Annotated in this window: 25 protein-coding genes and 1 pseudogene; 17 read left to right on the plus strand and 9 right to left on the minus strand. The window is 73.7% G+C overall.

The genetic code is table 11. The features are described from left to right. Positions 1-41: 41 nt before the first annotated feature. Positions 42-692: a TetR/AcrR family transcriptional regulator gene (locus KPF22_RS12865; RefSeq protein ID WP_224402175.1), complete on the plus strand. Its 651-nt coding sequence runs from the start codon at positions 42-44 to the stop codon at positions 690-692. Positions 693-703: 11 nt separating this feature from the next. Here the strand turns inward: KPF22_RS12865 and KPF22_RS12870 are convergent, their stop codons facing one another. Beyond that, a complete protein-coding gene (locus KPF22_RS12870; protein ID WP_208820016.1) occupies positions 704-1,627 on the minus strand; it encodes an alpha/beta fold hydrolase in 924 nt (307 codons plus the stop codon). Positions 1,628-1,725: 98 nt separating this feature from the next. Further along, positions 1,726-2,676: an SDR family oxidoreductase gene (locus KPF22_RS12875; RefSeq protein WP_208820018.1), complete on the minus strand. Its 951-nt coding sequence runs from the start codon at positions 2,674-2,676 to the stop codon at positions 1,726-1,728. Between the two features lie 333 nt (positions 2,677-3,009). On the opposite strand from KPF22_RS12875, the gene KPF22_RS12880 reads away from it, so the two are divergent. The 6 genes from KPF22_RS12880 to KPF22_RS12905 all read left to right on the plus strand — a co-directional run bounded on the left by KPF22_RS12880 (position 3,010) and on the right by KPF22_RS12905 (position 10,633). Continuing rightward, complete coding sequence (locus KPF22_RS12880) at positions 3,010-4,320, plus strand: dienelactone hydrolase family protein (RefSeq protein ID WP_224402176.1); 1,311 nt, start codon at positions 3,010-3,012, stop codon at positions 4,318-4,320. Between the two features lie 773 nt (positions 4,321-5,093). Further along, positions 5,094-6,704 (plus strand): ABC transporter substrate-binding protein, encoded by a 1,611-nt coding sequence (locus KPF22_RS12885; RefSeq protein ID WP_208820020.1) that lies wholly within the window; start codon positions 5,094-5,096, stop codon positions 6,702-6,704. A 99-nt stretch (positions 6,705-6,803) separates the two neighbouring features. After that, the gene (locus KPF22_RS12890) at positions 6,804-7,730 is read left to right on the plus strand and encodes an ABC transporter permease (protein WP_208820022.1); all 927 of its coding nucleotides are present in this window, start codon (positions 6,804-6,806) and stop codon (positions 7,728-7,730) included. Then, a complete protein-coding gene (locus KPF22_RS12895) occupies positions 7,723-8,661 on the plus strand; it encodes an ABC transporter permease (RefSeq protein ID WP_224402177.1) in 939 nt (312 codons plus the stop codon). The genes KPF22_RS12890 and KPF22_RS12895 overlap by 8 nt, the downstream gene beginning before the upstream one ends. After that, positions 8,658-9,632: an ABC transporter ATP-binding protein gene (locus KPF22_RS12900; RefSeq protein WP_062395892.1), complete on the plus strand. Its 975-nt coding sequence runs from the start codon at positions 8,658-8,660 to the stop codon at positions 9,630-9,632. The genes KPF22_RS12895 and KPF22_RS12900 overlap by 4 nt, the downstream gene beginning before the upstream one ends. Further along, positions 9,629-10,633: an ABC transporter ATP-binding protein gene (locus KPF22_RS12905; RefSeq protein ID WP_224402178.1), complete on the plus strand. Its 1,005-nt coding sequence runs from the start codon at positions 9,629-9,631 to the stop codon at positions 10,631-10,633. Before KPF22_RS12900 ends, KPF22_RS12905 begins: the two co-directional genes overlap by 4 nt. A gap of 58 nt (positions 10,634-10,691) precedes the next feature. On the opposite strand, the gene KPF22_RS12910 is transcribed toward KPF22_RS12905, so the two are convergent. Next, positions 10,692-10,928 carry a zinc-ribbon domain-containing protein gene (locus KPF22_RS12910; protein ID WP_178373496.1) on the minus strand — a complete coding sequence of 79 codons (237 nt, stop codon included), beginning with the start codon at positions 10,926-10,928 and terminating at the stop codon, positions 10,692-10,694. A gap of 9 nt (positions 10,929-10,937) precedes the next feature. After that, a complete protein-coding gene (locus KPF22_RS12915) occupies positions 10,938-11,882 on the minus strand; it encodes an NAD(P)/FAD-dependent oxidoreductase (RefSeq protein WP_224402179.1) in 945 nt (314 codons plus the stop codon). 74 nt (positions 11,883-11,956) lie between these two features. Between KPF22_RS12915 and KPF22_RS12920 the strand changes: the two genes are divergently transcribed. The 5 genes and pseudogenes from KPF22_RS12920 to KPF22_RS12940 all read left to right on the plus strand — a co-directional run bounded on the left by KPF22_RS12920 (position 11,957) and on the right by KPF22_RS12940 (position 16,927). Beyond that, positions 11,957-12,718 carry an alpha/beta hydrolase gene (locus KPF22_RS12920; RefSeq protein WP_224402180.1) on the plus strand — a complete coding sequence of 254 codons (762 nt, stop codon included), beginning with the start codon at positions 11,957-11,959 and terminating at the stop codon, positions 12,716-12,718. After that, positions 12,715-13,158 carry a helix-turn-helix transcriptional regulator gene (locus tag KPF22_RS12925; protein ID WP_224402181.1) on the plus strand — a complete coding sequence of 148 codons (444 nt, stop codon included), beginning with the start codon at positions 12,715-12,717 and terminating at the stop codon, positions 13,156-13,158. The genes KPF22_RS12920 and KPF22_RS12925 overlap by 4 nt, the downstream gene beginning before the upstream one ends. 5 nt (positions 13,159-13,163) lie before the next feature. After that, positions 13,164-13,584, plus strand: a pseudogene (locus KPF22_RS12930) (VOC family protein). A 24-nt stretch (positions 13,585-13,608) separates the two neighbouring features. After that, complete coding sequence (locus KPF22_RS12935) at positions 13,609-15,960, plus strand: excinuclease ABC subunit UvrA (RefSeq protein WP_224402182.1); 2,352 nt, start codon at positions 13,609-13,611, stop codon at positions 15,958-15,960. Continuing rightward, positions 15,947-16,927: a GlxA family transcriptional regulator gene (locus KPF22_RS12940; protein ID WP_208820036.1), complete on the plus strand. Its 981-nt coding sequence runs from the start codon at positions 15,947-15,949 to the stop codon at positions 16,925-16,927. Before KPF22_RS12935 ends, KPF22_RS12940 begins: the two co-directional genes overlap by 14 nt. On the opposite strand, the gene KPF22_RS12945 is transcribed toward KPF22_RS12940, so the two are convergent. Further along, positions 16,900-17,247 (minus strand): hypothetical protein, encoded by a 348-nt coding sequence (locus KPF22_RS12945; protein ID WP_100877452.1) that lies wholly within the window; start codon positions 17,245-17,247, stop codon positions 16,900-16,902. The two genes, KPF22_RS12940 and KPF22_RS12945, sit on opposite strands and share 28 nt — an antisense overlap. Before the next feature lie 78 nt (positions 17,248-17,325). Further along, positions 17,326-17,595 carry a hypothetical protein gene (locus tag KPF22_RS12950; protein ID WP_073574478.1) on the minus strand — a complete coding sequence of 90 codons (270 nt, stop codon included), beginning with the start codon at positions 17,593-17,595 and terminating at the stop codon, positions 17,326-17,328. Positions 17,596-17,798: 203 nt separating this feature from the next. On the opposite strand from KPF22_RS12950, the gene KPF22_RS33120 reads away from it, so the two are divergent. From KPF22_RS33120 to acs, 4 genes are read left to right on the plus strand one after another with little or no spacing between them, the layout of a single operon-like run. Then, positions 17,799-18,926, plus strand: coding sequence for a histidine kinase (locus KPF22_RS33120; protein WP_224402183.1), 1,128 nt, complete (start codon positions 17,799-17,801; stop codon positions 18,924-18,926). Continuing rightward, positions 18,923-19,618, plus strand: a complete 696-nt coding sequence (locus tag KPF22_RS12960) for a response regulator transcription factor (RefSeq protein WP_062395884.1) — start codon at positions 18,923-18,925, stop codon at positions 19,616-19,618. The genes KPF22_RS33120 and KPF22_RS12960 overlap by 4 nt, the downstream gene beginning before the upstream one ends. Before the next feature lie 27 nt (positions 19,619-19,645). Continuing rightward, positions 19,646-20,734: a DUF3500 domain-containing protein gene (locus KPF22_RS12965; protein ID WP_224402184.1), complete on the plus strand. Its 1,089-nt coding sequence runs from the start codon at positions 19,646-19,648 to the stop codon at positions 20,732-20,734. Between the two features lie 52 nt (positions 20,735-20,786). Then, entirely contained in the window at positions 20,787-22,685 is a 1,899-nt protein-coding gene (acs, locus tag KPF22_RS12970; RefSeq protein WP_208820044.1) for an acetate--CoA ligase, read from the plus strand. 2 nt (positions 22,686-22,687) lie between these two features. Here the strand turns inward: acs and KPF22_RS12975 are convergent, their stop codons facing one another. Next, positions 22,688-23,005 carry a putative quinol monooxygenase gene (locus KPF22_RS12975; protein WP_224402185.1) on the minus strand — a complete coding sequence of 106 codons (318 nt, stop codon included), beginning with the start codon at positions 23,003-23,005 and terminating at the stop codon, positions 22,688-22,690. An 87-nt stretch (positions 23,006-23,092) separates the two neighbouring features. Between KPF22_RS12975 and KPF22_RS12980 the strand changes: the two genes are divergently transcribed. Next, positions 23,093-24,247, plus strand: coding sequence for a DUF3500 domain-containing protein (locus KPF22_RS12980; protein ID WP_224402186.1), 1,155 nt, complete (start codon positions 23,093-23,095; stop codon positions 24,245-24,247). Positions 24,248-24,291: 44 nt separating this feature from the next. Here KPF22_RS12980 and KPF22_RS12985 read toward each other — a convergent pair whose 3' ends face one another. Then, complete coding sequence (locus tag KPF22_RS12985) at positions 24,292-24,792, minus strand: Lrp/AsnC family transcriptional regulator (RefSeq protein WP_174525508.1); 501 nt, start codon at positions 24,790-24,792, stop codon at positions 24,292-24,294. Positions 24,793-24,813: 21 nt separating this feature from the next. Further along, positions 24,814-26,076: an FAD-dependent oxidoreductase gene (locus KPF22_RS12990; protein WP_224402187.1), complete on the minus strand. Its 1,263-nt coding sequence runs from the start codon at positions 26,074-26,076 to the stop codon at positions 24,814-24,816. Positions 26,077-26,090: the final 14 nt, after the last annotated feature.

Here is a 26,090-nt window from a genome sequence, read left to right on the forward strand (position 1 = left end):
CGACGTACAACAGGCGGCGACGCTAGTAAGCTGCCCCTCCCATGTCAAACACCTCGTCCGGGCCGGCGTTCCGGCGGCTCGACACCGCGACCCGCCGGCAGCAGCTGCTCGCGACCGGGGCCGCGCTGTTCGCGACGCAGCCCTACGACGAGGTCTGGGTGGACGACGTCGCCCGCACGGCCGGCATCAGTCGCGGGCTGCTCTACCACTACTTCGGGAGCAAGCGCGGCTTCCTGTCCGCCGTGGTCGAGCAGGAGGCCGCGACGCTGCTCGCCGTCACCGAACCCGACGACCGGCTGCCGCCCCCGGAGCGCCTGCGGGCCGTCCTGGACGCCTACCTCGACTACGTCCGGGCCCATCCGCACGGCTACCGCGCCCTGTTCCGGGGAGCGCTCGGTGCCGACACCGCCATCCGGTCCATCGTGGACGGGAACCTGGCCCGCCAGCAGGAACGTGTGCTGCGGGCCGTGGTCGGCCCCGGCCCCGCACCGGAACCGGTGCGGCTGGCCGTGCGCGGCTGGCTGTCGTTCCTCGTCGCCGTCTGCCTGGACTGGCTGGAGAACCCCGTCCTGGACCGGACCGCGGTCCGCGAGCTCTGTGCGGACACGCTGACCGGGGCGCTCGGTGCGAGCGGCCACGGGGCGCCGCCCACGGCGCCGGACCCGGACCTCCGCGCCGCGCCCCCCGACTAGTACGTGCCGGGTCAGCCGACCCGGGGGATCCCCAGGATCCGGCGGCGCAGCGCGTCCCGGTCGCCCTCGGCCGGTGCGGTCCCGTCGACGAAGTCCCGCAGCAGCCCCACGAACCGGTCCGGCTGCTCGGCGTGCGGGAAGTGCCCCGCACCGTCGAAGACCTCCAGCCGGCTGTCGGGCAGCCGGTCGTGCGCGGCGAGGGTGTGGGCGAGCGGGATGACCCGGTCGCGGTTCCCCCCGACCAGGAGCACGGGCACCTCCTCGAGCAGGTGCAGGCGTTGCGCCCCGTCGAGGCGCTGGCCGGACGGCTCCAGCGCACCCCGAGCGGTCTGGACGAACGCGCCGCGGGTGCCGCGGTCGGCGAAGGCCTCCAGCGCGGTGTGCACACCGTCGATGTCCGAGCGCGGTGCGGCCCCGACCCGGTGGGCCAGCCGGTGCGCGGCGCGGCGCATCCACGGCGGGGTCAGCGACGCCGCCGAGCGGAGCACCAGCTCGGTGCCCGGCAGGCTCGCCGCGCGCAGCGCGAGGGTCAGGTCGTGGCCGAGGCCGCCGGAGGACACGAGCACGACCCGCTCGGTGAACTCGGGGAACTGGTGCGCGAACTGCATCGCGATGCCGCCACCGAACGAGTGCCCCACGATCGTCGCCCGCTCGACGTCGAGCGCGGCCAGCAGGTCCCGCAGCCCGGTCGCGTACCCGCCGAGGGAGTAGTCGCCGCTGCGCGGGGCCTCGCTGGCGCCGTGGCCGAGCAGATCCGGCGCGATCACGTGCAGCCCGCCGCCCAGCGCGTCGAACACCGGGGCCCAGGTGCGTGAGCTCGCGGCGAGACCGTGCACGAGCAGGACCGTCGGGCCCTCGCCGCGGCCGGTCTCGCGGTAGCTCACACGCTGTCCGTGCAGCAGGATCTCGCGCTCCTGGGGGGACTGGTCCGCCACTGGGCACCTCCGTACGTCGACGTCTCCATGATCCCCTCCGGACGGGCCCCCGGCGGTGGGGTCCGCCGGTGTCCTGGAGGCGTCGGCGAGGGGGGCTGTCAGGGGGTGGCCGCGCCGTCGAACGACACCCCGGCCCGCTGCTGAGACAGCTCCCACACCCGGCGGGCGGCGCCGGCGTCGCGCAGTGGGCGGTAGAGCTCCTGCTCGGCGGGTGGTCCGCCCACCCGGCCGGGCCCCTTCGGCCCGTAGAACACGGCGTGCCCGGCGTCCGGTGCGGTCGCGGCGAGCAGCGCGGGCAGCCCCGCCGAGTCGGCGGTCCCGACCAGCAGACCGGCCCGGGACAGCGCCCCGATCACCCGTCGCCCGGCGGACCGCCGTTCCCGGCCGAGATCGGGCCGAGCGTTCAGGAGGTTGGTCGGCGCGACTCCCGGGTGCGACAGGTTCGCGGTGATGCCCCAGCCCGCGGCGCGGCTGCGCCGGTCCAGCTCCAGGCCGAACAGCCCGAACGCGATCTTCGAGTGCCGGTAGGCGGCCATGCCGTCGTAGGACCGCTCGGAGTCCGGGTCGTCCCACAGCACCGTGCCGCGGGCCGCGGCGACGCTGATCTGGCAGACCACCCGGGCGCGGCCCTCGCGCAGCAGCGGCAGCAGGTGCGCGACGAGCGCGACGTGACCGAGGTGGTTGGTGCCGAACTGCAGCTCGAACCCGTCGGCGGTGGTGCGCCGCTCCGGCGGGGTCATCACGCCGGCGTTGTTGATCAGCAGGTGGACGGGGCGTCCCTCCGCGCGCAGGGTCTCCCCGAGCGCGGCGACCGAGGACAGCGAGGACAGGTCGAGCTCGCGCAGCGAGACGGCGGCACCGGGGTGCCGGTCGCGGATCCGGTCGGCGGCGGCGGCGCCCTTCGCGGCGTTGCGGACGGGCAGCACGACCTCGGCACCGGCGGCGGCGAGCCGGTCGGCGATGCCGAGTCCGACGCCGTCGCTGCCGCCGGTGACGACGGCGCGGCGCCCGGTCAGGTCGGGGAGGGTGAGGTCAGGGGTGCGTGGCATGGGCCCAGCCTGGCCGGGTCGCGGCGCGGTAACCACGGATCGTCGATCCGTGGTTGCGGGCGCGGCGCGCACGGTAGGACCGTCGGGGAGCCGCGGTCGCCGTCGGTGGCCGGGGACCCGCGCGACACCGCGCCGCGGCCCCGACCGTTCGCAGCCGCGAACGTCGGCAGACCTCTCCCGGGGCGCCGCGCGGACGCGCCGTACCCCGTCGTCACCTGCGGCAACACCTGTGGCGACAGGAGTCACACGTTAGGTGTGTGATCATGTCCCCCGATCGACGTGATACCGGCAACGACGGTTGCAGAGGGTCCCCGTCTCGGTAGCGTCCGGACCGTGTCCACTCCGATCAGCCCGCGCAGCCGTCGTCGCGTCCTGCACCCCGTCGCGAGGACGGCGACGTCGCTGTTCGTCGTCGGCGCGGTCGCCGCGGCCGGGTGCGTGGGCGCGGTGGGGGCCACGGCCACGCCGGTCGCAGCCGCCGCCTACACGTCGGTCCCGGCGGCCGGCCTGTCCGTCGCGGCGACGGTGACCATCGACGGTACGCAGTACCCGAACCCGCTGCGCATGCTCGACGGCACCGGCGTCACCGACGTCGCCCAGTGGGAGGGGACCCGGCGCGCGGAGCTGCTGGCGGCGTTCCGCGAGAACGTCTACGGCCAGCCGCTGCCCAAGCCGACCAAGCAGACCTTCGACGTGCGGACCAGCGACGACGGCGACGTCACCCTCAAGAAGGTCACGATCGGCATCACCGGGCCGGAGGGCACCGGAGAGTTCACGCTGCGGCTGTTCGTCCCGAAGGGCCAGACCCCGCGCGGCACCTTCCTGATGATCGACCACCGGGGCTCGGTCTCCGACGACCCGGGGCAGTCCTCGGACTACGCACCGGTCTCGACGATCACCAAGGCCGGGTACGCGTTCGCCCAGATCGACGCCAACGACATCGCCCCGGACGACAGCGGCAGCTACCGCAGCAAGATGATCAACCTGTTCCACCCGTCCGGGAGCGACCTGCCCGACGACGCCGGCCGGGCCGTCGCCGCCTGGGCCTGGGGTGCGAGCCGGGCGATGGACTATCTCCAGACCGACAAGGACATCGACCCCTCGAAGGTCGCGGTCATCGGGCACTCCCGCAGCGGCAAGGCCGCGCTCTGGGCCGGCGCCCAGGACCCGCGCTTCGCCGCGGTCATCTCCAACAACTCGGGGTCGACCGGCGCGAAGCTCGCCCGCCGCGGCGACGGGGGAGTGGGCGCCGAGACGGTGTCGAGGGTCAACAGCTCCTTCCCGTACTGGTTCCCGAAGACCTACCAGGCCTACGGGAACAAGGTCGACGAGCTGCCCGTCGACCAGCACGAGCTGATGGGGCTGGTCGCGCCGCGCAAGCTGGTGGTCGCCAGCGCCAGCGACGACTCCAACGCCGACCCGGAGGGCGAGTTCCTCGCCTACGAGGCGGCGAGCGAGATCTACGACCTCTACGGCCTCGGCGACAACGGACTGGGCACGACGGGCTGGAAGCCCGCCACCGACACGGCCTTCTCCGGGCCGGCGATGAGCTACCACCTGCGCTCCGGTGGGCACGGCCTCAAGGCGGCCGACTGGAACATCTATCTGAAGGGCGATCTGTTCACGCAGGCGTCGCCGCGCTGACCGCCCACGATTGGTACGCCCGTACTCGAATGACCGTTTCAGGCGATCTTCCTGGAATGCACACGTCGAGCGTTTGACGTCCCGGGGAAGTGTGCCGTCGTCCCCGGAGGCGGGGACGGTCGGGCCGCGATCCCGCGGTCCCGCAGGTGGAGCGCACGCCGGCGGTGTCCGTGCCCCGTATCCGGTGCGATTCCGGTCCCTTGTTCGGAATTGCCGGACAACGGGTCGGTGCGGTGCCGGAGTGGGTGTACCGGGGCTTCGGGGGTACCGTCGTGATCGCGACGGCAATTCTGCGGGAAAGCGTTCGGAAATGGTGCGCGGAGGCGGTCTCTCGCGCGATGAGTGGTCCCGCGACGTGGCGAGCGGGTTCCACGACGTGGGACGGCACCCGTCTCGTCGTCCGGTGTCGGTGCCTCCGTGGCAGGTGCCGTTGCTGCTCACGGGCTCGGACCGACCCGTTGATGTGGCACTCGTCACATAGTTGGTCAGGTAATTGCGATGCGCAATGCAATGTTGCGTAGCGGAAGAATGCGCCGGAATGCGTCCGACCTGCGCCGATGTGTTTTCCGTGAGGATCGGGCCGGACGTGACGTCGCGATCCGATCACCGACCGTCGCACGCAATTCCGTGTTGCTCGACGCAATGGCGGCGGGCGCAATGGATTCGTAACCGGAGAACCGCGATGCTGTGGTTACCGTGCGACCCACCACCGAACCGCACCGGCCGCCTGCACACCACGCGGGGAGCGGCCGTCCCGGACAGACAGGACTCTGATGCGATCACCTCGAGTCGCGGCGCTGCTCGCGCTCTCCCTGACCTCCGCGCTGGTGCTCAGCGCCTGTGGCGGCGGGGGAGGCGGCACCACGGGCGACGCCCAGGGCGCCCCCACGATCTCGGTCTTCGGCACCGAGCCGGAGAATGCGCTGCTGCCGGGCAACACCCGCGAGACCGGCGGCAGCAAGATCCTCGACGCGCTGTGGTCCGGGCTGGTCGACTACAACCAGCAGGGCGAGCCGGAGAACAAGGTCGCCGAGTCCATCGAGTCCCCCGACTCGCAGAACTGGACGATCCGGCTGAAGGAGGGCTGGACCTTCCACGACGGCACGCCCGTCACGGCGAAGAGCTTCGTCGACGCGTGGAACTACGTCGCCCTGAAGACCAACGCGCAGTCCAGCTCGGAGTTCTTCTCCAACATCGCCGGGTTCGACCAGGTCAACCCGGACGAGGGTGAGCCCACGGCGCAGGCGATGTCGGGTCTGCAGGTCGTCGACGACCGCACCTTCACCGTCGCGCTGACCTCGCCGTCGCCGGTCTTCGTCAACACCCTCGGTGACGTCGCGTTCTACCCGATGCCCGAGTCGTTCTTCGCCGACCCGGCCGCGTTCGAGGCGAACCCGGTGGGCAACGGCCCGTTCCGCTACGAGTCCCGGGTGCCCGACCAGAACGTCACCGTGACCCGCTACGCCGAGTGGGGCGGCGAGCAGCCGGTCTCCGTCGGCGGTGTCGAGTTCCGGTTCTACGCCGACAGCGAGGCCGCCTACCAGGACGTCGTCAGCGGCAACCTGGACTTCCTCGAGACCATCCCCGGCTCGTCCCTGATCGACAACCTGTACCAGCAGGACCTCGCCGACCGGAACGGCAACCAGCCCTACGCCGGCATCAACACGATGACCTTCCCGATCTACGACCAGCGCTACGCCGACCCGCAGCTGCGGCAGGCGATCTCGATGGCCGTGGACCGCGAGGCGATCATCAACAACGTCTACAACGGACTCGTCCAGCCGGCCACCGGGTTCATCCCCGAGGGCGTGCCCGGCAAGGTCGACGACCAGTGCGGCGAGCTGTGCACCTTCTCCCCGGAGCGGGCCAAGCAGCAGTTCGACGCCTCCGGCTTCACCGGCCCGATCGAGCTGATCTCCAACGTCGACTCCGCGATCAACCGTGAGTGGATGCAGGCCGCCTGTGTCAGCATCAGCAACACCCTCGGCGTGCCCTGCAACTTCGTGCCGGTCCCGACCTTCTCGGAGTTCCTGGACCAGCGCCGGGCGGAGAACCTGACCGGGATCTTCCGCTCCGGCTGGGTCGCCTCGACCCCCACCATGGACTACGTCCTGCGCCCGCAGTACACGACGGGAGCGGCGAACAACAACAGCGGCTACACCAACCCGCGCTTCGACGCCCTGGTCAACCAGGGCTCGACCGCCGCGACCGCCGAGGAGGCCTACGCGCTGTGGGCCGAGGCCGAGCGCGTCCTGATCCAGGACATGCCCGCCGTCGCGATCAACGACCAGTCCGCGCAGTTCGGCTGGTCGCCGCGTCTGCAGAACGTCGAGATGACCTACGGCCGCGAGCTGGACCTGGAGACCGTGACCGTCCAGGAGTGACGCCGCCCCACCACCACACGCCGGCGGCCGGGTGACCACCCGGCCGCCGGTGCACGTGCCCGGTGCGAACCGCCGGGCACCCGAACCCGGAGGTGACCCGTGGGGCGCTATGTCCTGCGACGACTCCTGCAACTGGTGCCGGTGTTCCTCGGCACCACGTTCCTCATCTACTTCATGGTCTGGGCGCTGCCCGGCGACCCGCTCGCCGGCAAGTGCGGTGACCAGGCCTGCCCGCCCGCGTTCATCGAGCGCATGCGCGAGGAGTACGGGCTCGACCGGTCGATCTTCGTCCAGTACTTCACGTACCTGGGCAACCTGCTGCGGGGCGACTTCGGGGAGAACTTCCGCGGCCAGGAGGTCGCGACGCTGATCGCGAACGCCTACCCGGTCACGATCAAGCTCGCGGTCGTCGCGCTGGTCATCCAGGCGATCATCGGCCTGACCGCGGGCGTGCTCACCGGGCTGCGGCCCGGCGGGTTCCTCGACAACGTCGTGCTCACCGCGACCCTGTTCCTGGTCGCCGTGCCGGTCTTCGTGACCGGCTACGTGCTGCAGTCGGTCCTCGGGCTGCGGCTGGGTCTGATCCCGCCGACCGTCCCGGCGGACCCCGGGTTCCTGGACCTGGTCGTGCCCGGCTACGTGCTCGGCAGCCTGTCGCTGGCCTACGTGGCCCGGCTGACCCGGACGTCGATCGCGGAGAACCTGCGCGCCGACTACGTCCGCACCGCGACCGCGAAGGGCCTGACCCGGCGTCGTGTCGTCGGGGTCCACCTGACCCGCAACTCGGCGATCCCGGTGATCACCTTCCTCGGCGCGGACTTCGGCACGCTCATGGGCGGGGCGATCGTCACCGAGGGCATCTTCAACATCCGTGGGATCGGTGGGCTCATCTTCGGCTCCATCCAACGGCTCGACGGGGTGGTCGTCACCGGCGTCGTCGTCCTGCTGGTGATCGTCTACCTGCTCGCGAACCTCGTCGTGGACGTCACCTACGCGCTGCTCGACCCGAGGATCCGCCTTGACTGACCCCACCACCGCCACCGCCGACAAGCCCGTCGCCGCCGCCGGCCGCGCCGAGGCGACGGCCCGCACCCGCAGCCTCAGCGGCGACGCCTGGCACGACCTGCGTCATCGCCCGCTGTTCCTCGTCGCGGCGGGCCTCATCACGTTCCTGCTGGTCATGGCCGCGTTCCCGCAGCTGTTCACCTCGGTCGACCCCACCCTCGGCGACCTGTCCCGGGCCCGCGAGGACCCGTCGGCCCAGGCCTGGTTCGGCTACGACCACCTCGGCCGTGACGTCTACGCGCGCACCGTCTACGGGACCCGCGTCTCGATCGTCGTCGGGGTGCTGGCGACGACGGCGGTCGTGGGAGTCGGCGCCGTCATGGGCCTGATCGCCGGGTTCGCCGGCGGCTGGGTCGACTCGCTGCTCGCCCGCGTCGCCGACGTCTTCTTCGGCGTGCCGTTCATCCTCGGCGCGATCGTCGTGCTCTCCACCTTCCGGGCGTCGGTCGGGCAGAGCGTGATCGGCATCAGCGGCCTGGTGATCGGCACGATCGGGCTGCTGTCCTGGCCGATCGTCATGCGGATCATGCGGTCCGCCGCGATCGCCGCCCGCAACCAGGACTACGTCAAGGCCGCCCGCGCGCTCGGTGCGAGCCCGTGGCGGATCATCCGGCGGCACATGCTGCCCAACACCATCGCCCCGGTGATGGTGTACGCGACGATCGCGCTCGGTGCGTTCATCGGGGCCGAGGCCACGCTGTCGTTCCTCGGCGTCGGCCTGCGCGACCCCGTCGTCTCGTGGGGCGTGATGATCAGCGAGGCGCAGAGCTATCTGCGGACCTCGCCGCACCTGCTCCTGTTCCCCGGCGCGTTCCTCGTCGTCACCGTGCTGGCCTTCGTGCTGCTCGGCGACGCCGTGCGCGACGCGTTCGACCCGAAGGGCCGGTCATGACCCCGCTGCTCGAGGTGGAGGACCTGCACGTCGAGTTCCGCACCCGCGACGGCGTCGCCCGGGTGCTGAACGGCGTCGGCTACCAAGTGCACGCGGGGGAGACCCTCGCCGTCCTGGGGGAGTCGGGGTCGGGCAAGTCGGTCACCGCGAACACGGTGATGGGCATCCTGCCGACCCCGCCCGCGACCGTCACGGCGGGCTCGGTCCGCTACCGCGGCGAGGAGCTGCTCACCGCGACCGAGGAACGGCGCCGCGAGCTGCGCGGCGAGAACGTCGCGATGATCTTCCAGGACGCGCTGTCGGCGCTGAACCCGGTGTTCACCGTCGGGTTCCAGATCGGGGAGCAGCTGCGGACCCGGCGCGGGATGAGCAAGCGCGACGCGCGGGCCCGCGCCGTCGAGCTGCTCGACCTCGTCGGGATCCCCGGGGCGGCGCAGCGGGTCACGAACTTCCCGCACGAGTTCTCCGGCGGGATGCGCCAGCGCGTCATGATCGCGATGTCGCTGGCGCTCGACCCGGACGTGCTCATCGCCGACGAGCCGACGACCGCGCTCGACGTCACCGTGCAGGCCCAGATCATGGATCTGCTCGCCGAGATCCAGCGCGAACGGGAGATGGGGCTGGTCCTCATCACCCACGACCTCGGCGTCGTCGCGGAGGTCGCCGACCGGATCGCGGTGATGTACGCGGGCCGCATCGTCGAGCAGGGCGACGTGCACCAGCTCTTCGCGAACCCGGCCCACCCCTACACCGAGGCGCTGCTCGCGTCGATCCCGCGGCTCGACAGCAAGGGCACCGAGCTGCGGGCGATCACCGGGCTCCCGCCGACGCTCACCGCCATCCCCGACGGCTGCCCGTTCCACCCGCGCTGCCCGCGCGCGGTGGAGCGCTGCCTCGGGACCGACCCGCCGCTGATCCCGCTGCCCGGAGCGCGGGCGTCGGCGTGCCTGTTCGCGGAGGACCTCGTATGAGCGAGCCCGTTCTCGAGGTCGACGACCTCGTCAAGCACTTCCCGGTGAAGGTCGGTGCGGTCGTCAAGCGCACCGTCGGCCACGTGCGCGCCGTCGACGGCGTCTCGTTCGCGCTGAACAAGGGCGAGACGCTGGGCATCGTCGGCGAGTCCGGCTGCGGGAAGTCGACCCTGGCCCAGGTGCTGATGCGGCTGGAACCGCCGACGTCGGGCTCGGTGCGCTTCCACGGCGAGGACATCTTCGCCCGCCGCGGGGCGGAGCTGCGGGCGCTGCGCCGGCAGATGCAGATCGTGCTGCAGGACCCGTACACCTCGCTGAACCCGCGGATGACGGTCGCCGACATCGTCGGGGAGCCGTTCGAGATCCACCCCGAGGTCGCGCCGAAGGGGGAGCGACGGGCGAAGGTGCAGGAGCTGCTCGACGTCGTCGGGCTCAACCCCGACTTCGTCAACCGCTACCCGCACCAGTTCTCCGGGGGGCAGCGGCAGCGCATCGGGATCGCCCGCGCGCTCGCGCTGCGCCCGGAGATCATCGTGTGCGACGAGCCGGTGTCCGCGCTCGACGTGTCCATCCAGGCGCAGGTGATGAACCTGCTCGGGAACCTGCAGCGCGAGTTCGGGCTGTCCTACATCTTCATCGCCCACGACCTGTCCATCGTACGGCACCTGTCGGACCGGGTCGGCGTGATGTACCTGGGCAAGATGGTGGAGCTCGGGACCGAGCAGGAGATCTACACCCGGGCGTCGCACCCGTACACCCAGGCGCTGCTCTCCGCGGTGCCGGTGCCCGACCCGTCGGTCCGGGAGGGGCGCAAGCGGATCCGGCTCACCGGTGACGTCCCGAGCCCGGTGGACCCGCCGAGCGGCTGCCGGTTCCGCACGCGCTGCTGGAAGGCCACCGACATCTGCGCGACCGAGGAGCCGCCCCTGGTGACGCGGCCGGGTGGGCACCATCCGAGCGCATGCCACCACGCCAGCGAGGAGTACCTGCTGCCGACCTGACACACCGGGCGGAGCGGACCTCGGGCCCGCGGACGGCCGGGGTCCGCCCGGCCGCTCCTCAGACCCGCGCGCCGTGCCGACGGGCGTCGTCGCGGGACAGGGTCCGCCCCGCCCCGCACACGGGGCACCGCATCTCGTAGCGGCTGCGCAGCGGCAGCACCGGCACGAAGAACAGCGTGAACCGGGTCCTCCGGTGCACCGCGGGCTGCGGACCCGCGTGACCGCAGGTCCCACAGCCCAGCGCGACCAGGCCCAGCGGGCGCTCCTTGCGGGACAGCCCGAAGATGACCAGCACGCCCCCAGGTTAGAGGCGTGCCACCTCCCGCAGCGCGGCGAGCGCCCCGGCCTCGACGAGGTCGGCGTTGATCGCGGCCCCCGCGAACGCCCCCGCGGCCGCCGCGGCCCCCACCTGCGCGCTCAGGTCGGTGATGTTGCCCGCGACCCACACGCCCTCGACCGTGCTGCGGCCCGTCGCGTCGGCGACGAGGTGCTGCCCCATCCCGCTCGGGTGCTCGGCCGGGACCAGGCCCAGCTCGGCGAGGAAGCCGGCGCGGGCCTCCATCCGGGGCGCCACCGCGACGACCTCGCGCGCCAGCACGCCGGTCGGCGTGACCAGCCCGGTGATCGCGCCGTCGGACCGCACGACCTCGCTCACCGGCCCGTCGACGACGGCGATGCCGAGCGCGTCGAAGCGTTCCCGCTGCTCCGTGGTCGGCCCCGTCGAGTGCGACACGTAGACCACGTCCGCGCTGAGCTGCCGGAACAGCAGCGCCTGGTGCGCGGAGCCGGGGGAGGTCCCCAGCACCGCGATCGGGCGGTCGCGCACCTCGTAGCCGTGGCAGTAGGGGCAGTGGACGACGTCGGCGCCCCACCCCTGCGCGAGTCCCGGCACGTCGGGCAGCACGTCGACCAGTCCGGTCGTGACGAGCAGTCGCCGGGCGTCGAGGGTGGTGCCGTCGGCGAGGGTCACGGTGAAGTCGTCCCCGGTGCGGCGGGCGCCGACGACCTCGCCGTCGACGAGCGTGCCGCCGTAGCGGCGGACCTCCCCGCGGCCGGTCGCGAGCAGCTCGGCCGGGGCGACGCCGTCGCGGGCGAACAGGCCGTGCGCGGCGGCGGCCGGGGCGTTGCGGGGCGAGCCGGAGTCGACGACGACCACCGACCGCAGGGAGCGGGCGAGCATCATGGCCCCGTTGAGTCCGGCCGGGCCGCCACCGATCACGACGACGTCGTGGCGCTGTGCTGTGTCCATGTCCCCAGCCTGACGAGCGACCGCACGTAACGGCAAGTTCCCTTGCCGAACCGGCAAACGTGCAGAATGGGTGCATGTCCCTGTACGTGCACCACGCCGGCGACCCCGCCGGGCCGCCGGTCCTCGCGGTCCACGGCGTGACCGGCCACGGTCTGCGCTGGCGGCCGCTGTTCGCGGCGCTGCCCCGGCTGCGCTGGATCGCCGTCGACGTCCGCGGGCACGGGCGGTCGCCGTGGGCGCCGCCGTGGAACCTGGAACGCCACGTCGCCGACCTGGTGGAGGTGCTGGACGCCGAAGGGGTCGGGCGCGCCGCCGTCGTCGGGCACTCCTTCGGCGGCGCCGTCGCCACGCACCTCGCGCGCACCGCTCCCGACCGCGTCGACCGGCTCGCGCTGCTCGACCCCGCACTCGGGCTGGACCCGCAGGACATGCTCGACGCGGCCGAGGACACCCGCGCCGACGTCATGTTCCCGACCCGCGACGCCGCACGCGCGGCCAAGGCCGGGAGCTGGGCCGACGTCCCCGGCGCGCTCGTCGACGCCGAGGTGGACGAGCATCTCGAACAGCGCGACGGCGCCTGGCGCTGGCGTCTGAGCCAGGCGTCCCTGGTGGCCGCGTGGGCGGAGATGGCGCGCCCGGCGGTCGTCCCACCGGCGGGTCTGCCGACGCTGGTCGTCCCCGCCGGCCGGGCCGACTACGTCTCCGACGACTGGCTCGCCGCCTGCCGCGCCGCGCTCGGCGCGGACCTGACCGTCGCCCCCGTCGACGCGGGCCACATGGTCTACCTGGAACGCCCGGCCGAGGTGGCGGCGCTGCTGCGGGAGTTCCTCGGGTGAGCGACCGCGACGACGGGCACCTGCGCGAGCTCGTCCGGCTCCGCCGGGTCCGGGACCGGATCGACCGCGAGTACGCGCGTCCGCTCGACGTCGCCGAGCTCGCCCGCGCCGAGCACGTGTCGGCAGGGCACCTGTCGCGGGCGTTCCGCAGGGCCTACGGCGAGTCGCCCTACAGCTACCTCATGACCCGGCGGATCGAACGTGCGATGGCGCTGCTGCGACGCGGCGACCTCACCGTCACCGAGGTCTGCTTCGCCGTCGGCTGCTCCTCGCTCGGCACGTTCAGCACCCGCTTCACCGAGCTCGTCGGGATGCCGCCGTCGGCGTACAAGCGCACCGCCCGGGACGGCACACCGGGGCTCCCGGCGTGCGTCGCCACACAGGTCACCCGACCGGTCAGGAATCGAGAAGCACCGGGACCCGCGACCTCCCTAGCGTGAGCGTCATGACCGAACCCGCCGTCACCATCCACGCCGGATTCCTCCCGCACACCGACCCCGAGGCCTCCCTCGCCTTCTACCGCGACGGCCTGGGCTTCGAGGTCCGCCTCGACGTCGGCCAGGGCACCATGCGCTGGCTCACCGTCGGTCCGCCCGGGCAGCCCGACGTCTCGATCGTCCTCGCCCCGCCCGCGGGTGGACCCCGGCGTCACCGACGACGAGCGCCGCACCATCACCGAGATGATGGCCAAGGGCACCTACACCGCCGTGCTGCTCGCCAGTAACGACCTCGACGCCGCGTTCGACAGGCTCCAGGCGAGCGGGGCCGAGGTCGTCCAGGAACCGGTCGACCAGCCGTACGGGGTGCGCGACTGTGCCTTCCGCGACCCCGCGGGCACGATGGTCCGCATCCAGCAGCGGCCCTGACACGGGCCGGACGGGGGATCCACCATGCACGCAGCCGACAGCCACGACCTCATCCGCGTGCACGGAGCGCGCGAGAACAACCTGCGCGACATCTCCGTCGAGCTGCCCAAGCGGCGGCTCACGGTGTTCACCGGGGTGTCCGGCTCGGGCAAGAGCTCCCTGGTGTTCTCGACGATCGCCGCCGAGTCCCAGCGGATGATCAACGAGACCTACAGCGCGTTCGTCCAGGGCTTCATGCCGAACCTCGGCCGCCCCGACGTCGACGTCCTCGACGGCCTCACCACCGCGATCATCGTCGACCAGGAGCGCATGGGCGGGGACGTGCGCTCCACCGTCGGCACCGCCACCGACGTCGGGGCACTGCTGCGGATCCTGTTCAGCCGGCTCGGGAAGCCCTACGCCGGCCCGGCGAAGGCGTTCTCGTTCAACGTCGCGACGATCAGCGGCTCCGGCGCGGTGACCGTCCGCAAGAACGGCCGGCAGGTCAAGGAGCGGCGCGAGTTCGAGATCGTCGGCGGTGCCTGCCCGCGGTGCGAGGGCCGCGGCTCGGTGTCCGACTTCGACCTCACGGCCCTGTACGACGAGTCGAAGTCGATCGTCGAGGGCGCCCTGACGATCCCGAACTACTCCGTCGACGGCTGGTACGGCCGGATCTTCGCCAACTCCGGCTTCTTCCCCGGCGACAAGCCGATCAGCAGCTTCACGAAGCCCCAGCTGAACGCACTGCTCCACAAGGAGCCCACCCGGATCAAGGTCGACGGCATCAACGTCACCTTCGAGGGGCTGATCCCGCGGATCCAGAAGTCGTTCCTGGCCAAGGAGCGCGAGGCGATGCAGCCGCACATCCGGGCGTTCGTCGACCGGGCCATCGTGTTCCAGCGCTGCCCGGACTGCGACGGGACGCGGCTGTCCGAGCTCGCCCGCTCCTCGAAGGTCCGGGGCATCTCCATCGCCGACGCCTGCGCGATGCAGATCTCCGACCTCGCCGACTGGGTCCGGCAACTCGACGAGCCCGCGGTCGCGCCCTTGCTCGGCTCGCTGCGCCACACACTCGACTCGTTCGTCGAGATCGGGCTCGGCTACCTGTCGCTGGACCGGCCGTCCGGGTCGCTGTCCGGCGGCGAGGCCCAGCGCACCAAGATGATCAAGCATCTGGGATCGTCGCTGACCGACGTCACCTACGTCTTCGACGAGCCGACCATCGGCCTGCACCCGCACGACATCGCCCGCATGAACGACCTGCTGCTGCGCCTGCGCGACAAGGGCAACACCGTGCTCGTCGTCGAGCACAAGCCGGAGACGATCGCGATCGCCGACCACGTCGTCGACCTGGGGCCGCGGGCGGGCGCCGACGGCGGGCACGTCGTCTACACCGGCGACCTCGACGGGCTGCGGGCCTCGGGCACGCTGACCGGCCGGCACCTGGAGTACCGGGCGTCGCTCAAGCCGTCGGTGCGGACCCCGAGCGGGTACCTGGAGATCCGCGGGGCGGACCGGCACAACCTGCGCGGAGTCGACGTCGACGTCCCGCTCGGGGTGCTCACCGTCGTCACCGGGGTCGCCGGGTCGGGCAAGAGCTCGCTGATCCACGGCTCGATCGCCGGGCGCGACGGCGTGGTCGTCGTCGACCAGGGGGCGATCAAGGGGTCGCGGCGCAGCAACCCCGCCACCTACACCGGGCTGCTCGAGCCGATCCGCAAGGCCTTCGCCAAGGCGAACGGCGTCAAGCCGGCCCTGTTCAGCGCCAACAGCGAGGGCGCCTGCCCGAACTGCAACGGCGCCGGCGTCGTCTACACCGACCTGGCGATGATGGCCGGCGTCGCCACCACCTGCGACGTCTGCGACGGCCGCCGCTTCGACGCCTCGGTGCTCGGCTACACCTTCGGCGGGCGCGACATCAGCGAGGTCCTCGCCATGCCGGTGGCCGAGGCGGAGAAGTTCTTCGGTGCGGGCGAGGCCCGCACCCCGGCCGCGCACAGGATCCTGGAGCGCCTCGCCGACGTCGGGCTGGGCTACCTCACCCTGGGCCAGCCGCTGACCACGCTGTCCGGCGGCGAGCGCCAGCGGCTCAAGCTGGCGGTGCACCTGGGGGAGTCCGGCGGGACGTTCGTCCTCGACGAGCCGACGACCGGGCTGCACCTGGCCGACGTCGAGCAGCTCCTCGCGCTGCTCGACCGGATCGTCGACGGCGGCCGCTCGGTGATCGTCATCGAGCACCACCAGGCCGTGATGGCCCACGCCGACCGGATCATCGACCTGGGACCCGGTGCCGGGCACGACGGCGGCGCGGTCGTCTTCGAGGGGACGCCCGCCGAGCTCGTCGCGGACCGGTCGACGCTGACGGGCGAGCACCTGGCGGCCTATGTCGGCGCCTGAGGACACCCCGCGGCACGAGGTCGCGGTGCTGGTCCGCCCCGGGGTGCGGCCGATGGAGCTCGGCCTGGTGCACCAGATCCTCGGCGGTGCCCGGTCGGCCGACGGGGAGCCGCTCTACCGGGTGCGCACCTGCGCGCTGCACCCCGGGACGGTGCCGACCGACGCGGACTTCCACGTCGTGGTCGAGCACGGGCCGGAGCTGCTGGCCCGGGCCGACACCGTGGTCGTGCTCGCGACGCGCGACGACCACGAGCCGTCGGTCGTCGCCGACCCCGGTCTCGGCACGGCCCTGGCGTCGCTGCGTCCCGGCACCCGGCTGGCGTCGATCTGCACGGCCGCGTTCCCGCTGGCGGAGGCCGGGCTGCTCGACGGTCGTCGCGCCACCACCCACTGGCTGTCCGCGGAGGCGTTCCGGTGCCGGTTCCCGCGGGTCGACCTGGACCCCGCGGTGCTCTACGTCGACGAGGGCGAGGTGCTCACCGCGGCCGGCGAGGCGTCGGGCATCGACCTGTGCCTCTACCTGGTCCGGCGCGACTTCGGCGCCGCCGTCGCCAACGACGTCGCCCGCCGGACCGTGGTCCCGCCCTACCGGGAGGGCGGCCAGGCGCAGTACATCGCCCGGCCGGTCGCGGACGACGGACCCGGCACCGGCACCGCCGCGGCCCGCGAGCGGATGCTCGCCGACCTGGCCCGGCCCTGGACGCTGGCCGAGCTGGCCGCATCGCTGCACGTCGGCGTGCGGACACTGACCCGCCGGTTCCGGGAGGAGACCGGGCAGAGCCCGCTCGGGTGGCTGCTGCGCCGGCGCGTCGAGCGGGCCCGGGAGCTGCTCGAGACCACCGACCTCCCGGTCGGCCGGATCGCCGACGAGGTCGGGTTCGGCACGGCGACGGCGCTGCGCCGCCACGTGTGCCGCGAGCTCGGCGTGCCCCCGCTGCACTACCGGCGGACCTTCCGCGGCGGCTGAGCCCGCCGGACGAGCAGGGGTGCGGCGAGCAGCGCCGCGGCGACCACCGCGGCGACCAGCGGCACCGCGCCGGGCCCCAGGGCGGCGGCCGCGACGAGCGGCCCGCCGAGGAGCGCGACGGCGACCGCGGCGGCCCGCACCGCGACCGTCCGCGGCGGCACGGTCAGCGCGAGCGGCCCCACGAGCCGGGCCGCCCCGACCGCGACGGCGACGGCCACCGCACCGACGACCAGCGCGGCGGTCGGCGGGACGTTCACGACGACGAGCAGCGCGCCGACCGCGACGACGACGGCGGCACAGGGGAAGGTCGGAGAGGACATGCCCCGATGCTCGGCCGGGCCCGGCCGGACCGGGAGTGGCCCGCGGGCCACCTCGCGAACGGATCGGGCCGTCCGGGATCAGCCCCCGGTGCGTGCCCCGTTCCCCAACGCGTCCCGGATCTCGCGCAGCACCGCGGTCTGCTCCTGCACCGCGGAGATCAGCACCGCCAGCTGGTCGTCGCCGTGGCGCATCTCCTGGTACAGCGCGCTCACCGCGTAGGCGGTGGCGGCGGTGTGGCCGTCGGTCGCCTGGGGGTAGTCCTGCGCCTTGTCGGCCGCCTCGAGGAGGTCGAGCGCGTGCTCGATGACGTGCTGCCCGCTCTCGCGGTGGCTGTGCGGTTCCGGCATGTCCGAATCGTACTCATTCCGGGTGACGCGGCCCGGCGACTTCGGTCGCGCTGCGCACGACCTTCGACGGGTGCGCCACCGTCGCGCCGCCCGGCAGGCTGACGGTCGATCCCGGGGGGTCGGGAGACGGGAGGGGACCGGTGGCCGTCCCGTTCGAGCGGAAACCTGCTGGACGGCGCCGGTCCGCCCCCTATGGTCGACGTGTGCCGGTCCGCCCCGCCGTGATCTCCGCCGTGCTGGTGGTCGCGGTGCTCGCCGCCGGGCTCACCGTCGCCGAGACGCAGGCCACCGCCGGGGTGCTGCAGTGGACGCTGCTCGCCGTCGGGCTGGCGATGATCGGCTCGATCGCGGTGCGCTACCGGGCGCCGCGGGTGTTCGCGGTGCTCGCCGTGCTCGGCCCGCTCGTCTCGCCCGTCGCCACCTACCTGCCGCTGGTCGGGGTGTTCGTGATCGCGACCCGGCGCCGTGCGGTGGAGACGCTGCCGGTGCTGGCACTGGCGGTCGGGGCCGCCGCGGTCACGCTGTACCGCAACGTCCCCGACGGGCCGACGGTGCTCGTGCTGCTCGGCGGGGCCGTCGCGTTCCAGGCCATCTCGGTGACCGCGGGCCTGCTGACCGGGATCCGCCGCGCGATGGTCGACGGCCTGCGCGAGCGGCTCGCCCGCGCCGAGGCCGAGCGCGTGGTGCGCGAGGAGCAGGCCCGCGCCGACGAGCGGCGCCGGATCGCCGGGGAGATGCACGACCGGCTCGGGCACCGGCTGTCGTTGCTGTCGGTGCACGCCGGGGCGCTGGCGCTGCGCGGGGACCTGCCCGCCCGCACCGTCCGCGAGACCGCGCGGGTGCTGCGCGACACCACCCACCGCGCGATGGAGGACCTGCGCACGATCGTCCAGGTGCTGCACGAGCCCACCGGCGACGTACCCGACGAGGTCGACGACCTCGGTGCGGTCGAGGAGCTCGTCGCCGAGGCCCGCGCGGTCGGCGCGGACGTCCGCCTCCGGTCGACGGCGCTGCTGACGGTGTCCCCGCCCGGGCGGCCGCTGGCCGGCGTCGTGCACCGGGTGGTGCGCGAGGGCCTGACCAACGCCGCCCGGCACGCCCCCGGGGCCCGGGTCGAGGTCGCCCTCGACGGGCGGCCCGGCCGGGACCTCACCGTCACCGTCACCTCCGGGCCGTCCGCGGCCGGTCCGACGCCCGAGGGTGCCGGGACCGGCCTGGTCGGGCTGCGCGAGCGGGTCGAGACCCTCGCCGGCGGGACGCTGACCCACGGCCCGACGCCGTCGGGGCACCTGCTGCGCGCGGTGCTGCCGTGGCGGGAGGAGACGGGATGACCGCCACCGCGATCCGGGTGCTGCTCGTCGACGACGACCCGCTCGTCCGCTCCGGGCTGCGGGTGATGCTCGACGGGCACGCGCTGCCCGGCGACGGCACCGGACCGGTACGGCGCATCCAGGTGGTCGGCGACGCCGGTGACGGTGACGAGGTGCCCGCCGCCGTCGCCGCGGGGCGGCCGCACGTGGTGCTGATGGACCTGCGGATGCGCCGCGTCGACGGCGTCGCCGCGACCCGGGAGGTGACCTCGCGGCCCGACGCCCCGACCGTCGTCGTGCTGACCACGTTCGACGCCGACGAGCACGTCGTGCGGGCGCTGCGCGCCGGGGCGAGCGGGTTCCTGCTCAAGGACGCCGCGCCCGAGGGGATCGTCGAGGCCGTCCGCGCCGCCGCCGACGGCGACGCCGTGCTGTCCCCGGCGATCACCCGGCGGCTGATCGGCATCGTCCGCGGCGACGGCGCCGGGCCGGTCGACCGCCGGCGCGCCGCCCGGGCCCGGCTCGACCGGCTCGCCGACCGCGAGCGCGACGTCGCCGAGGCCGTCGCCCGCGGCGGCTCCAACGCCGACATCGCCGCCGAGCTGCACATGTCGGTGGCGACGGTGAAGTCCTACGTGTCCCGGCTGCTGCGCGAGCTGGGCCTGGACAACCGGGTGCAGATCGCGCTGCTCGTCCGCGACGCGGCGGACTGACCCGCCCGGCGGACTAGCGTGGCCGGTGTGACGACGAGCGAGACGGTCGCCGCGGCGATGGCGGACGCGGCCGCGGCCTGGCTGGACACCCTGGACGAGGACCGGCTCGCGACCGCCCGCGGCGACGGCCCGTCCGGCGACGCCGGGTCCGACGCCGAGCGTCGTCGCTGGTTCTACACCCCCACCGACCACGGCGGGCTGACGCTGCACGCGCAGACCCCGGTCCAGCAGCAGCGCGCGATGCGGCTGGTCGCCTCGGGGCTGTCCGAGGCCGGCTACGCCACCGTGGCGACGGTCATGGGGCTGGAGAACGTCCTGGACCGGGCGCAGGACTGGCCCACCCGGCCGCACCGGGAGCGGTTCCGGGACCCGGCGCTCTACCACCTGCGGATCTTCGGTGACCCGGGCGCGTGCACCTGGGGCTGGCGCTTCGGCGGGCACCACGTGTCGGTGAACGCACTCGTCGTCGACGGGCGGGTGGCCGCGGCCACGCCGTGCTTCCTCGGCGCGAACCCCGCGACGACGCCGCTGCTCGGCGGGGGTGTCGCGCGCCCGCTCGGGCCGACCGAGGACCTGGCCCGCGAGATCGTCCGCGGGCTCCCGCCCGAGCTCGCCGGGGTCGCGGTCCTCTCCGCCGGGGCGCCGCCGGACCTGGTGACGGCGAACCGGCCGCTGGTCGCGCCGGGCGATCGGCCGCTGCCGACCTCGGCGATCCGGCGGGAGAGCCCGCCCGGGCCGGTGGACCCGGTCGAGGGCACCGAGGCCGTCGCGCTCACCGGCGCGCCGCGCGGTGTCCCGGCGAGCGCGCTCGACGACCGCGGCCGCGACCTGCTGCGCCGCCTGCTCTCGGCCTACCTGGACCGGGCACCCGCCGGGGTCTCACCCGCCGGCCGCTACGACGACGACGCCGCCCTCGACGAGGTGCACCTGGCCTGGGCGGGGTCGCCGGAGGCGGGGGAGCCGCACTACCACCGGCTGCAGGGGCCGCGGCTGCTGCTGGAGTGGGACAACACCCAGGACGGCGCGGACCACGCCCACTCGGTGTGGCGTGACCCGGAGAACGACTTCGGCGTGGACCTGCTCGACGACCACCACCGGGCCTTCGCCCACCGGTGAGTCCCCTCACGACGGCCTGTGCCGCAGGGGATCGGACGGCGAGGATCGGGGCATGTACCCGCCCCCGCCCGAGCTCGCCGCGCACGCCAACGTCACCGCTGCGGCCTACGACGAGGCCGCCGCCGACCCGGAGGCGTTCTGGTGCGCGCAGGCCCGGCGCCTGGAGTGGGACCGCGCCCCCGCGCAGGGTTACGACGGCAGCCGCTGGCCGGAGGTCACCTGGTTCGCCGACGGCACGCTGAACGTCGCGCGCAACTGCGTCGACCGGCACGTCGAGGCCGGTGCCGGGGAGAAGGTCGCCCTGCACTGGGAGGGCGAGCCGGGGGACCGGCGCACCGTCACCTACGCCGACCTGCAGCGCGAGGTCGCCCGCTGCGCGCATGCGCTCACCGCGCTCGGGGTGGGTCGCGGCGACGTCGTCGTCGTGTACCTGCCGGTGCTGGTCGAGACCGTCGTCGTGATGCTGGCCTGCGCCCGGATCGGGGCGGTCCACTCGCTGGTCTTCGGCGGGTTCTCCGCCTCGGCACTGCGGTTCCGGCTCACCGACGGGTCGGCGAAGCTGCTCGTCACCACCGACGGCCAGTACCGGCGCGGGAAGGCCGTCCCGGTCAAGGTCAACGCCGACGAGGCCGCGTCCGGTGTGGACTCGCTGGAGCACGTGCTGGTCATCCGGCGGACCGGCTCGGAGGTCGACTGGACCCCCGGCCGCGACGTGTGGTGGCACGACGTCGTCGACACCGCGCCCGAGGTCCACGAGGCGCAGGCGCACCCCGCCGAGAGCCCGCTCATGCTCGTCTACACCTCCGGCACCACCGGGACGCCCAAGGGCCTGCTGCACACCATGGGCGGCTACCTCACCCAGGCGTCGTGGACGGCGTGGGCCTGCTTCGACCACAAGCCCGACGACGTCTACTGGTGCACCGCCGACCTCGCCTGGGTGACCGCGCACACCTACGAGGTCTACGGCCCGCTGTCCAACGGCGTCACGCAGGTGATCTACGAGGGCACCCCGGACACCCCCGAGCCGGGCCGGCACTTCGAGATCATCGCCCGGTACGGCGTCACCGTGTACTACACCGCGCCCACCCTGGTCCGGACGTACATGAAGTGGGGCCCGCAGGTGCCCGCGGCACACGACCTGTCGTCGCTGCGGCTGCTCGGCACGGTCGGTGAGGCGATCAACCCCGAGGCGTGGCGCTGGTTCCACACCGAGATCGGCGGCGGCCGCTGCCCGATCGTCGACACCTGGTGGCAGTCCGAGACCGGCGCGGCGATCTGCGCGCCGCTGCCCGGGGTGACGCCGCTGGTCCCGGGCTCGGCGACCCGGCCGCTACCGGGCCTGTCGGTGCGGGTCGTCGACCGCGACGGGCGGACCTGCGACCCCGGCGAGGGCGGCATCCTCGTGATCGACCGGCCGTGGCCGTCGATGGCACGGACCGTGTGGGGCGACCCGGAGCGGTTCCGCGCGTCGTACTTCGCCGACTACGCCGAGCAGGGCTGGTACAAGGCGGGCGACGGCGCCGTCGTCGACGAGCACGGGTACGTGACGCTGCAGGGCCGGATCGACGACGTCATGAACGTGTCCGGGCACCGGCTCGGCTCGATCGAGCTGGAGTCGGCGCTGGTGTCGCACCCGCGGGTCGCCGAGGCGGGCGTGGTCGGGGCACCGGACGCGACGACCGGGCAGGCCGTCGTCGCGTTCGTGACGGTCACCGACGGCCCGACCGAGGGCCTCGCCGACCAGCTGCGGGCACACGTGGCGCGTGAGATGGGGCCGGTCGCCCGGCCCCGTGAGGTCGTGCTCGTCGCGGAGCTGCCGAAGACCCGCTCGGGCAAGATCATGCGACGGCTGCTGCTCGACGTGACCGCCGGGCGGGAGCCCGGCGACACGACGTCGCTGGTGGACCCGGCCGCCTTCGCGGAGCTGGCGGCCGGGTACCGGCAGGGCTGAGCTCAGGCGATGCGGCGCAGCTTCTGGATCACGAGCTCGCCGTCGAGCAGGTCGCCCATGATCCCGACGAAGTGCACCAGGTGCGGGGTCTGCAGGTGCGCGTCGAGCTTCGCCTCGGACTCCCAGTTCTCGTAGAAGAAGAACACCGCGGGGTCGTCCCAGCCCTGGTGGAGGTCGTAGTTGACGTAGCCGTCCTCCTGCGACGTCGGCTCGATCAGCTTCTCGAGCTCCGCCTTCAGCTCCTCCTCCTTGCCCGGCTTCGCCCGCATCCGGGCGATCACGGTGAGCAGGTCGCGGTTGTCGTCGGTGGGAGTGGGCATCGTTGCCTCCGGCTCGATTGATTGTGCACAACGAGTATGGCGCATCCCGCCCCGCGAAGTCTGCCCGCAGTCGCTACCGTCGGCAGGATGATCGGTGCGGCGGACACCCGGGAGACGGCGGACGCGATGGCCGGGGCCGCGTCGGCCTGGCTGGACACCCTCGACCCGGCGCAGCGGGAGGTCGCCGTCGGGCACGCCCCGACCGGTGACGGCGACGCCGACGCCGAGCGCCGCCGCTGGTTCTACACCCCCACCGACCACGGCGGGCTCACCTTCCACGACCAGCTCCCGCCGCAGCAGCGCGCCGCCATGAAGCTGGTCGCGTCCGGGCTGTCCCGGGCCGCCTACGTCACCGTCGCGACCGTGATGGGGCTGGAGAACGTCCTCGACCACACCGAGGGCTTCGTGACCCTGTTCGACCGGACCCGCGGCCGGGACCCGCAGATGTACCACCTGCGCGTCTTCGGCGAGCCGGGGGACACCGGCACCTGGGGCTGGCGCTTCGGCGGGCACCACGTGTCGGTCAACTTCCTCGTCGTGGACGGTGTCGTGGTCGCCTCGACCCCGTGCTTCCTGGGTGCCGACCCCGCGACCTCCGAGCTGCTCGGCGACGCCGTGCTCCGCCCGCTCGGACGGGTCGAGGACCTCGCCCGTGACCTCGTCCGCTCGCTGCCCGCCGAGCTGCGCGGGCGTGCCGTGCTGCTGGACAAGGCCCCGCCGGACCTCGTCGCCGCGAACCGCACCGAGCCGCAGGAGGGCGACAACTGGATCCCGCTGGCGGGGATCTGGCGCACCGAGTCCTTCGCCGACCCCGAGCAGCAGCGCAAGCTCGACGACATGAGCGAGGCCATCGAGGAGCGGGCCGCGTTCACCGACGCGCAGAAGGAGACCGTCGCGCTGTCGCGCACCCCGGCCGGCGTGCCGGCGTCCGACCTGGACGCCGGGGGCCGCGAGATGCTGCGCGCGTTGCTGGGCACCTACCTGAAGCGGGTCGCCGAGCCGCTGCAGCCGATCTCCCGCTACGACGACGACGCCGAGCTCGACGCCGTGCACCTCGCCTGGGCGGGGCCGCTGGAGGACGGCGCCCCGAACTACTACCGGGTGCAGGGTCCGCGCCTGCTCATCGAGTGGGACAACACCCAGCGCGACGCCAACCACGCGCACTCGGTGTGGCGCGACCCGTCGACGGACTTCGGCCTGGACGTGCTCGGCGCGCACCGGGCGGCGCACCACCTCGGCTGACCCGGCCGCCGCGGGGCGCCGGCACCGTCGAACCACGGGTCCGGTCAGTCCCGGTAGGCGGGCGCCCGGCTCGGCCCCTCGCGGTGGTCGCGCTCCAGCAGCGGCCGCCAGCGCGGCGCGACCAGGGTGGACAGCACCACCACGCTGGTGGAGCGGGCCACCAGCGGTGAGCGGCCGAGCGCGAGCAGGGTGTCCTGCAGGTCCTCGTGCGACGACGCCGCCAGCCGGCACATCACGTCCGACGAGCCGGTCGTCGCGTACGCCTCGGTGACCGCGGGCAGCGCGGCGAGCTCGGCGGCGACGTCGCCCAGCTCGCCCTGCGCGATCTCCAGCGTCACGAACGCCTGCACGCCGTACCCGGCCGCCGGGAGGTCGACGTCCGGCCCGTACCCGGTGACGACCCCGGCACGCTCCAGCCGGTCCAGTCGCGCCTGCACCGTCCCGCGGGCGACCCGCAGGGTGCGCGAGAGCTCCAGCACCCCGGCCCGCGGCCGGTCGCGCAGCGCGGCGAGCAGGTCGACGTCGAGGGCGTCCAGGGACAGCACCCGGCTGAGCCTAGCCGCGGCTCAGCCGGCCGGGACGGGCTCGCGACGGGCGAAGTCCGGGGCCCGCTCCGGCCGGAAGCCCACGCCCACCAGGTAGGCGGGCACGATCTGGGCGGCCGGGACCGCGCGCATCAGCCGCAGCAGCGGAGCCGGGGGACCGTCGAGCCGTCCCGCCAGCGCCGGGCCGGCGATGTTGCGGTGCATGATCCGCTGCAGGCCCTGGACCAGCACCGTCGGGAGCAGCCTGCGGTTGCGGACCCGGCCGAGGTCCCGCTCGGTGAGGGTGCCCCGCTGCAGCGGGGCGGCGAGCAGGGTCGCGGCGGCGACCGCGTCCTGGATCGCGAGGTTGATCCCGACGCCGCCGATGGGGGACATCGCGTGCGCGGCGTCGCCGATGCAGAGCAGGCCGTCGACGTGCCAGCGGCGCAGCCGGTTGAGCTTCACGTCGAGGTGCTTCACCTCGTCCATCGACGCGATCTCGTCGACCCGGTCGGCGTACTCCGGCATCAGGTCGGCGATGTCGGCCCGGAACGCCTCGACGCCCGCGGCGCGCAGCCGCGCGTCGGTGCCCTTGGGGGCGAGGTAGCCGATCTGGTAGTAGCCCTCGCGCGGGATCACCACCGCGAAGCGCCCCTTCCCGATCCGCGGGCGCAGGGTGGCCCGCTGCTCCTCGGGGCGCCGCGGCAGCCGGAACCACCAGGTGTCGAACGGGACGTCGTACTCGGTCACGGGCAGGCCGGACCCGGCGCGCAGGACCGAGTGCCTGCCGTCGCAGGCGACGGTGAGGTCGGCCCGGATCTCGCCGGTGGTCTCCTCGCCGGGCGCGGTCGTCGTCGCGTACCGGACGCCGACGACCCGCCCGTTCTCCCGGACCAGCGACGTGGCCCGGGTGTCGAGCCGCAGGTGGAAGGCGGGCTCGCCGGCGGCGACATCGGCGAGCAGGTTCAGCAGGTCCCACTGCGGGACGAGCGCGACGTAGGGGTGACGCACCCCGACCCGGCGCAGCAGGGACATGTCCCCGATCCGCTGCGCACCGCCCCGCTCGTCCGGGATCACGACCTCGTCGACCCGGCTCTGCGGCAGCGCGGCGAACCGCTCGCCCAGCCCCAGGTCGTCGAGCAGGTCCAGGGTGGTGGGGTGCACGGTGTCCCCGCGGAAGTCCCGCAGGAAGTCGCCGTGCTTCTCCAGCACGGTCACCTCGACCCCGGCCCGGGCCAGCAGCAGCCCCAGCATCATCCCGGCCGGGCCGCCCCCGACCACGCAGCACGTCGTCCGCTCCGACATCGCACCCACCTCAT

This window comes from Pseudonocardia sp. ICBG1034, assembly GCF_020131375.1.
GTDB classification, from domain to species: Bacteria; Actinomycetota; Actinomycetes; order Mycobacteriales; family Pseudonocardiaceae; genus Pseudonocardia; species Pseudonocardia alni.

Bases quoted from the DNA above. Each gene is read 5' to 3' on its own strand.
- KPF22_RS12975 (WP_224402185.1), bottom strand. From the start codon at position 23,005: ATGCCCACTCCCACCGACGACAACCGCGACCTGCTCACCGTGATCGCC.
- KPF22_RS12900 (WP_062395892.1), top strand. From the start codon at position 8,658: ATGACCCCGCTGCTCGAGGTGGAGGACCTGCACGTCGAGTTCCGCACC.
- KPF22_RS12915 (WP_224402179.1), bottom strand. From the start codon at position 11,882: ATGGACACAGCACAGCGCCACGACGTCGTCGTGATCGGTGGCGGCCCG.
- KPF22_RS12960 (WP_062395884.1), top strand. From the start codon at position 18,923: ATGACCGCCACCGCGATCCGGGTGCTGCTCGTCGACGACGACCCGCTC.
- KPF22_RS12885 (WP_208820020.1), top strand. From the start codon at position 5,094: ATGCGATCACCTCGAGTCGCGGCGCTGCTCGCGCTCTCCCTGACCTCC.
- KPF22_RS12950 (WP_073574478.1), bottom strand. From the start codon at position 17,595: ATGCCGGAACCGCACAGCCACCGCGAGAGCGGGCAGCACGTCATCGAG.
- KPF22_RS12945 (WP_100877452.1), bottom strand. From the start codon at position 17,247: ATGTCCTCTCCGACCTTCCCCTGTGCCGCCGTCGTCGTCGCGGTCGGC.
- KPF22_RS12905 (WP_224402178.1), top strand. From the start codon at position 9,629: ATGAGCGAGCCCGTTCTCGAGGTCGACGACCTCGTCAAGCACTTCCCG.
- KPF22_RS12990 (WP_224402187.1), bottom strand. From the start codon at position 26,076: ATGTCGGAGCGGACGACGTGCTGCGTGGTCGGGGGCGGCCCGGCCGGG.
- KPF22_RS12875 (WP_208820018.1), bottom strand. From the start codon at position 2,676: ATGCCACGCACCCCTGACCTCACCCTCCCCGACCTGACCGGGCGCCGC.
- KPF22_RS12920 (WP_224402180.1), top strand. From the start codon at position 11,957: ATGTCCCTGTACGTGCACCACGCCGGCGACCCCGCCGGGCCGCCGGTC.
- KPF22_RS12940 (WP_208820036.1), top strand. From the start codon at position 15,947: ATGTCGGCGCCTGAGGACACCCCGCGGCACGAGGTCGCGGTGCTGGTC.
- KPF22_RS12865 (WP_224402175.1), top strand. From the start codon at position 42: ATGTCAAACACCTCGTCCGGGCCGGCGTTCCGGCGGCTCGACACCGCG.
- KPF22_RS12980 (WP_224402186.1), top strand. From the start codon at position 23,093: ATGATCGGTGCGGCGGACACCCGGGAGACGGCGGACGCGATGGCCGGG.
- acs (WP_208820044.1), top strand. From the start codon at position 20,787: ATGTACCCGCCCCCGCCCGAGCTCGCCGCGCACGCCAACGTCACCGCT.
- KPF22_RS12935 (WP_224402182.1), top strand. From the start codon at position 13,609: ATGCACGCAGCCGACAGCCACGACCTCATCCGCGTGCACGGAGCGCGC.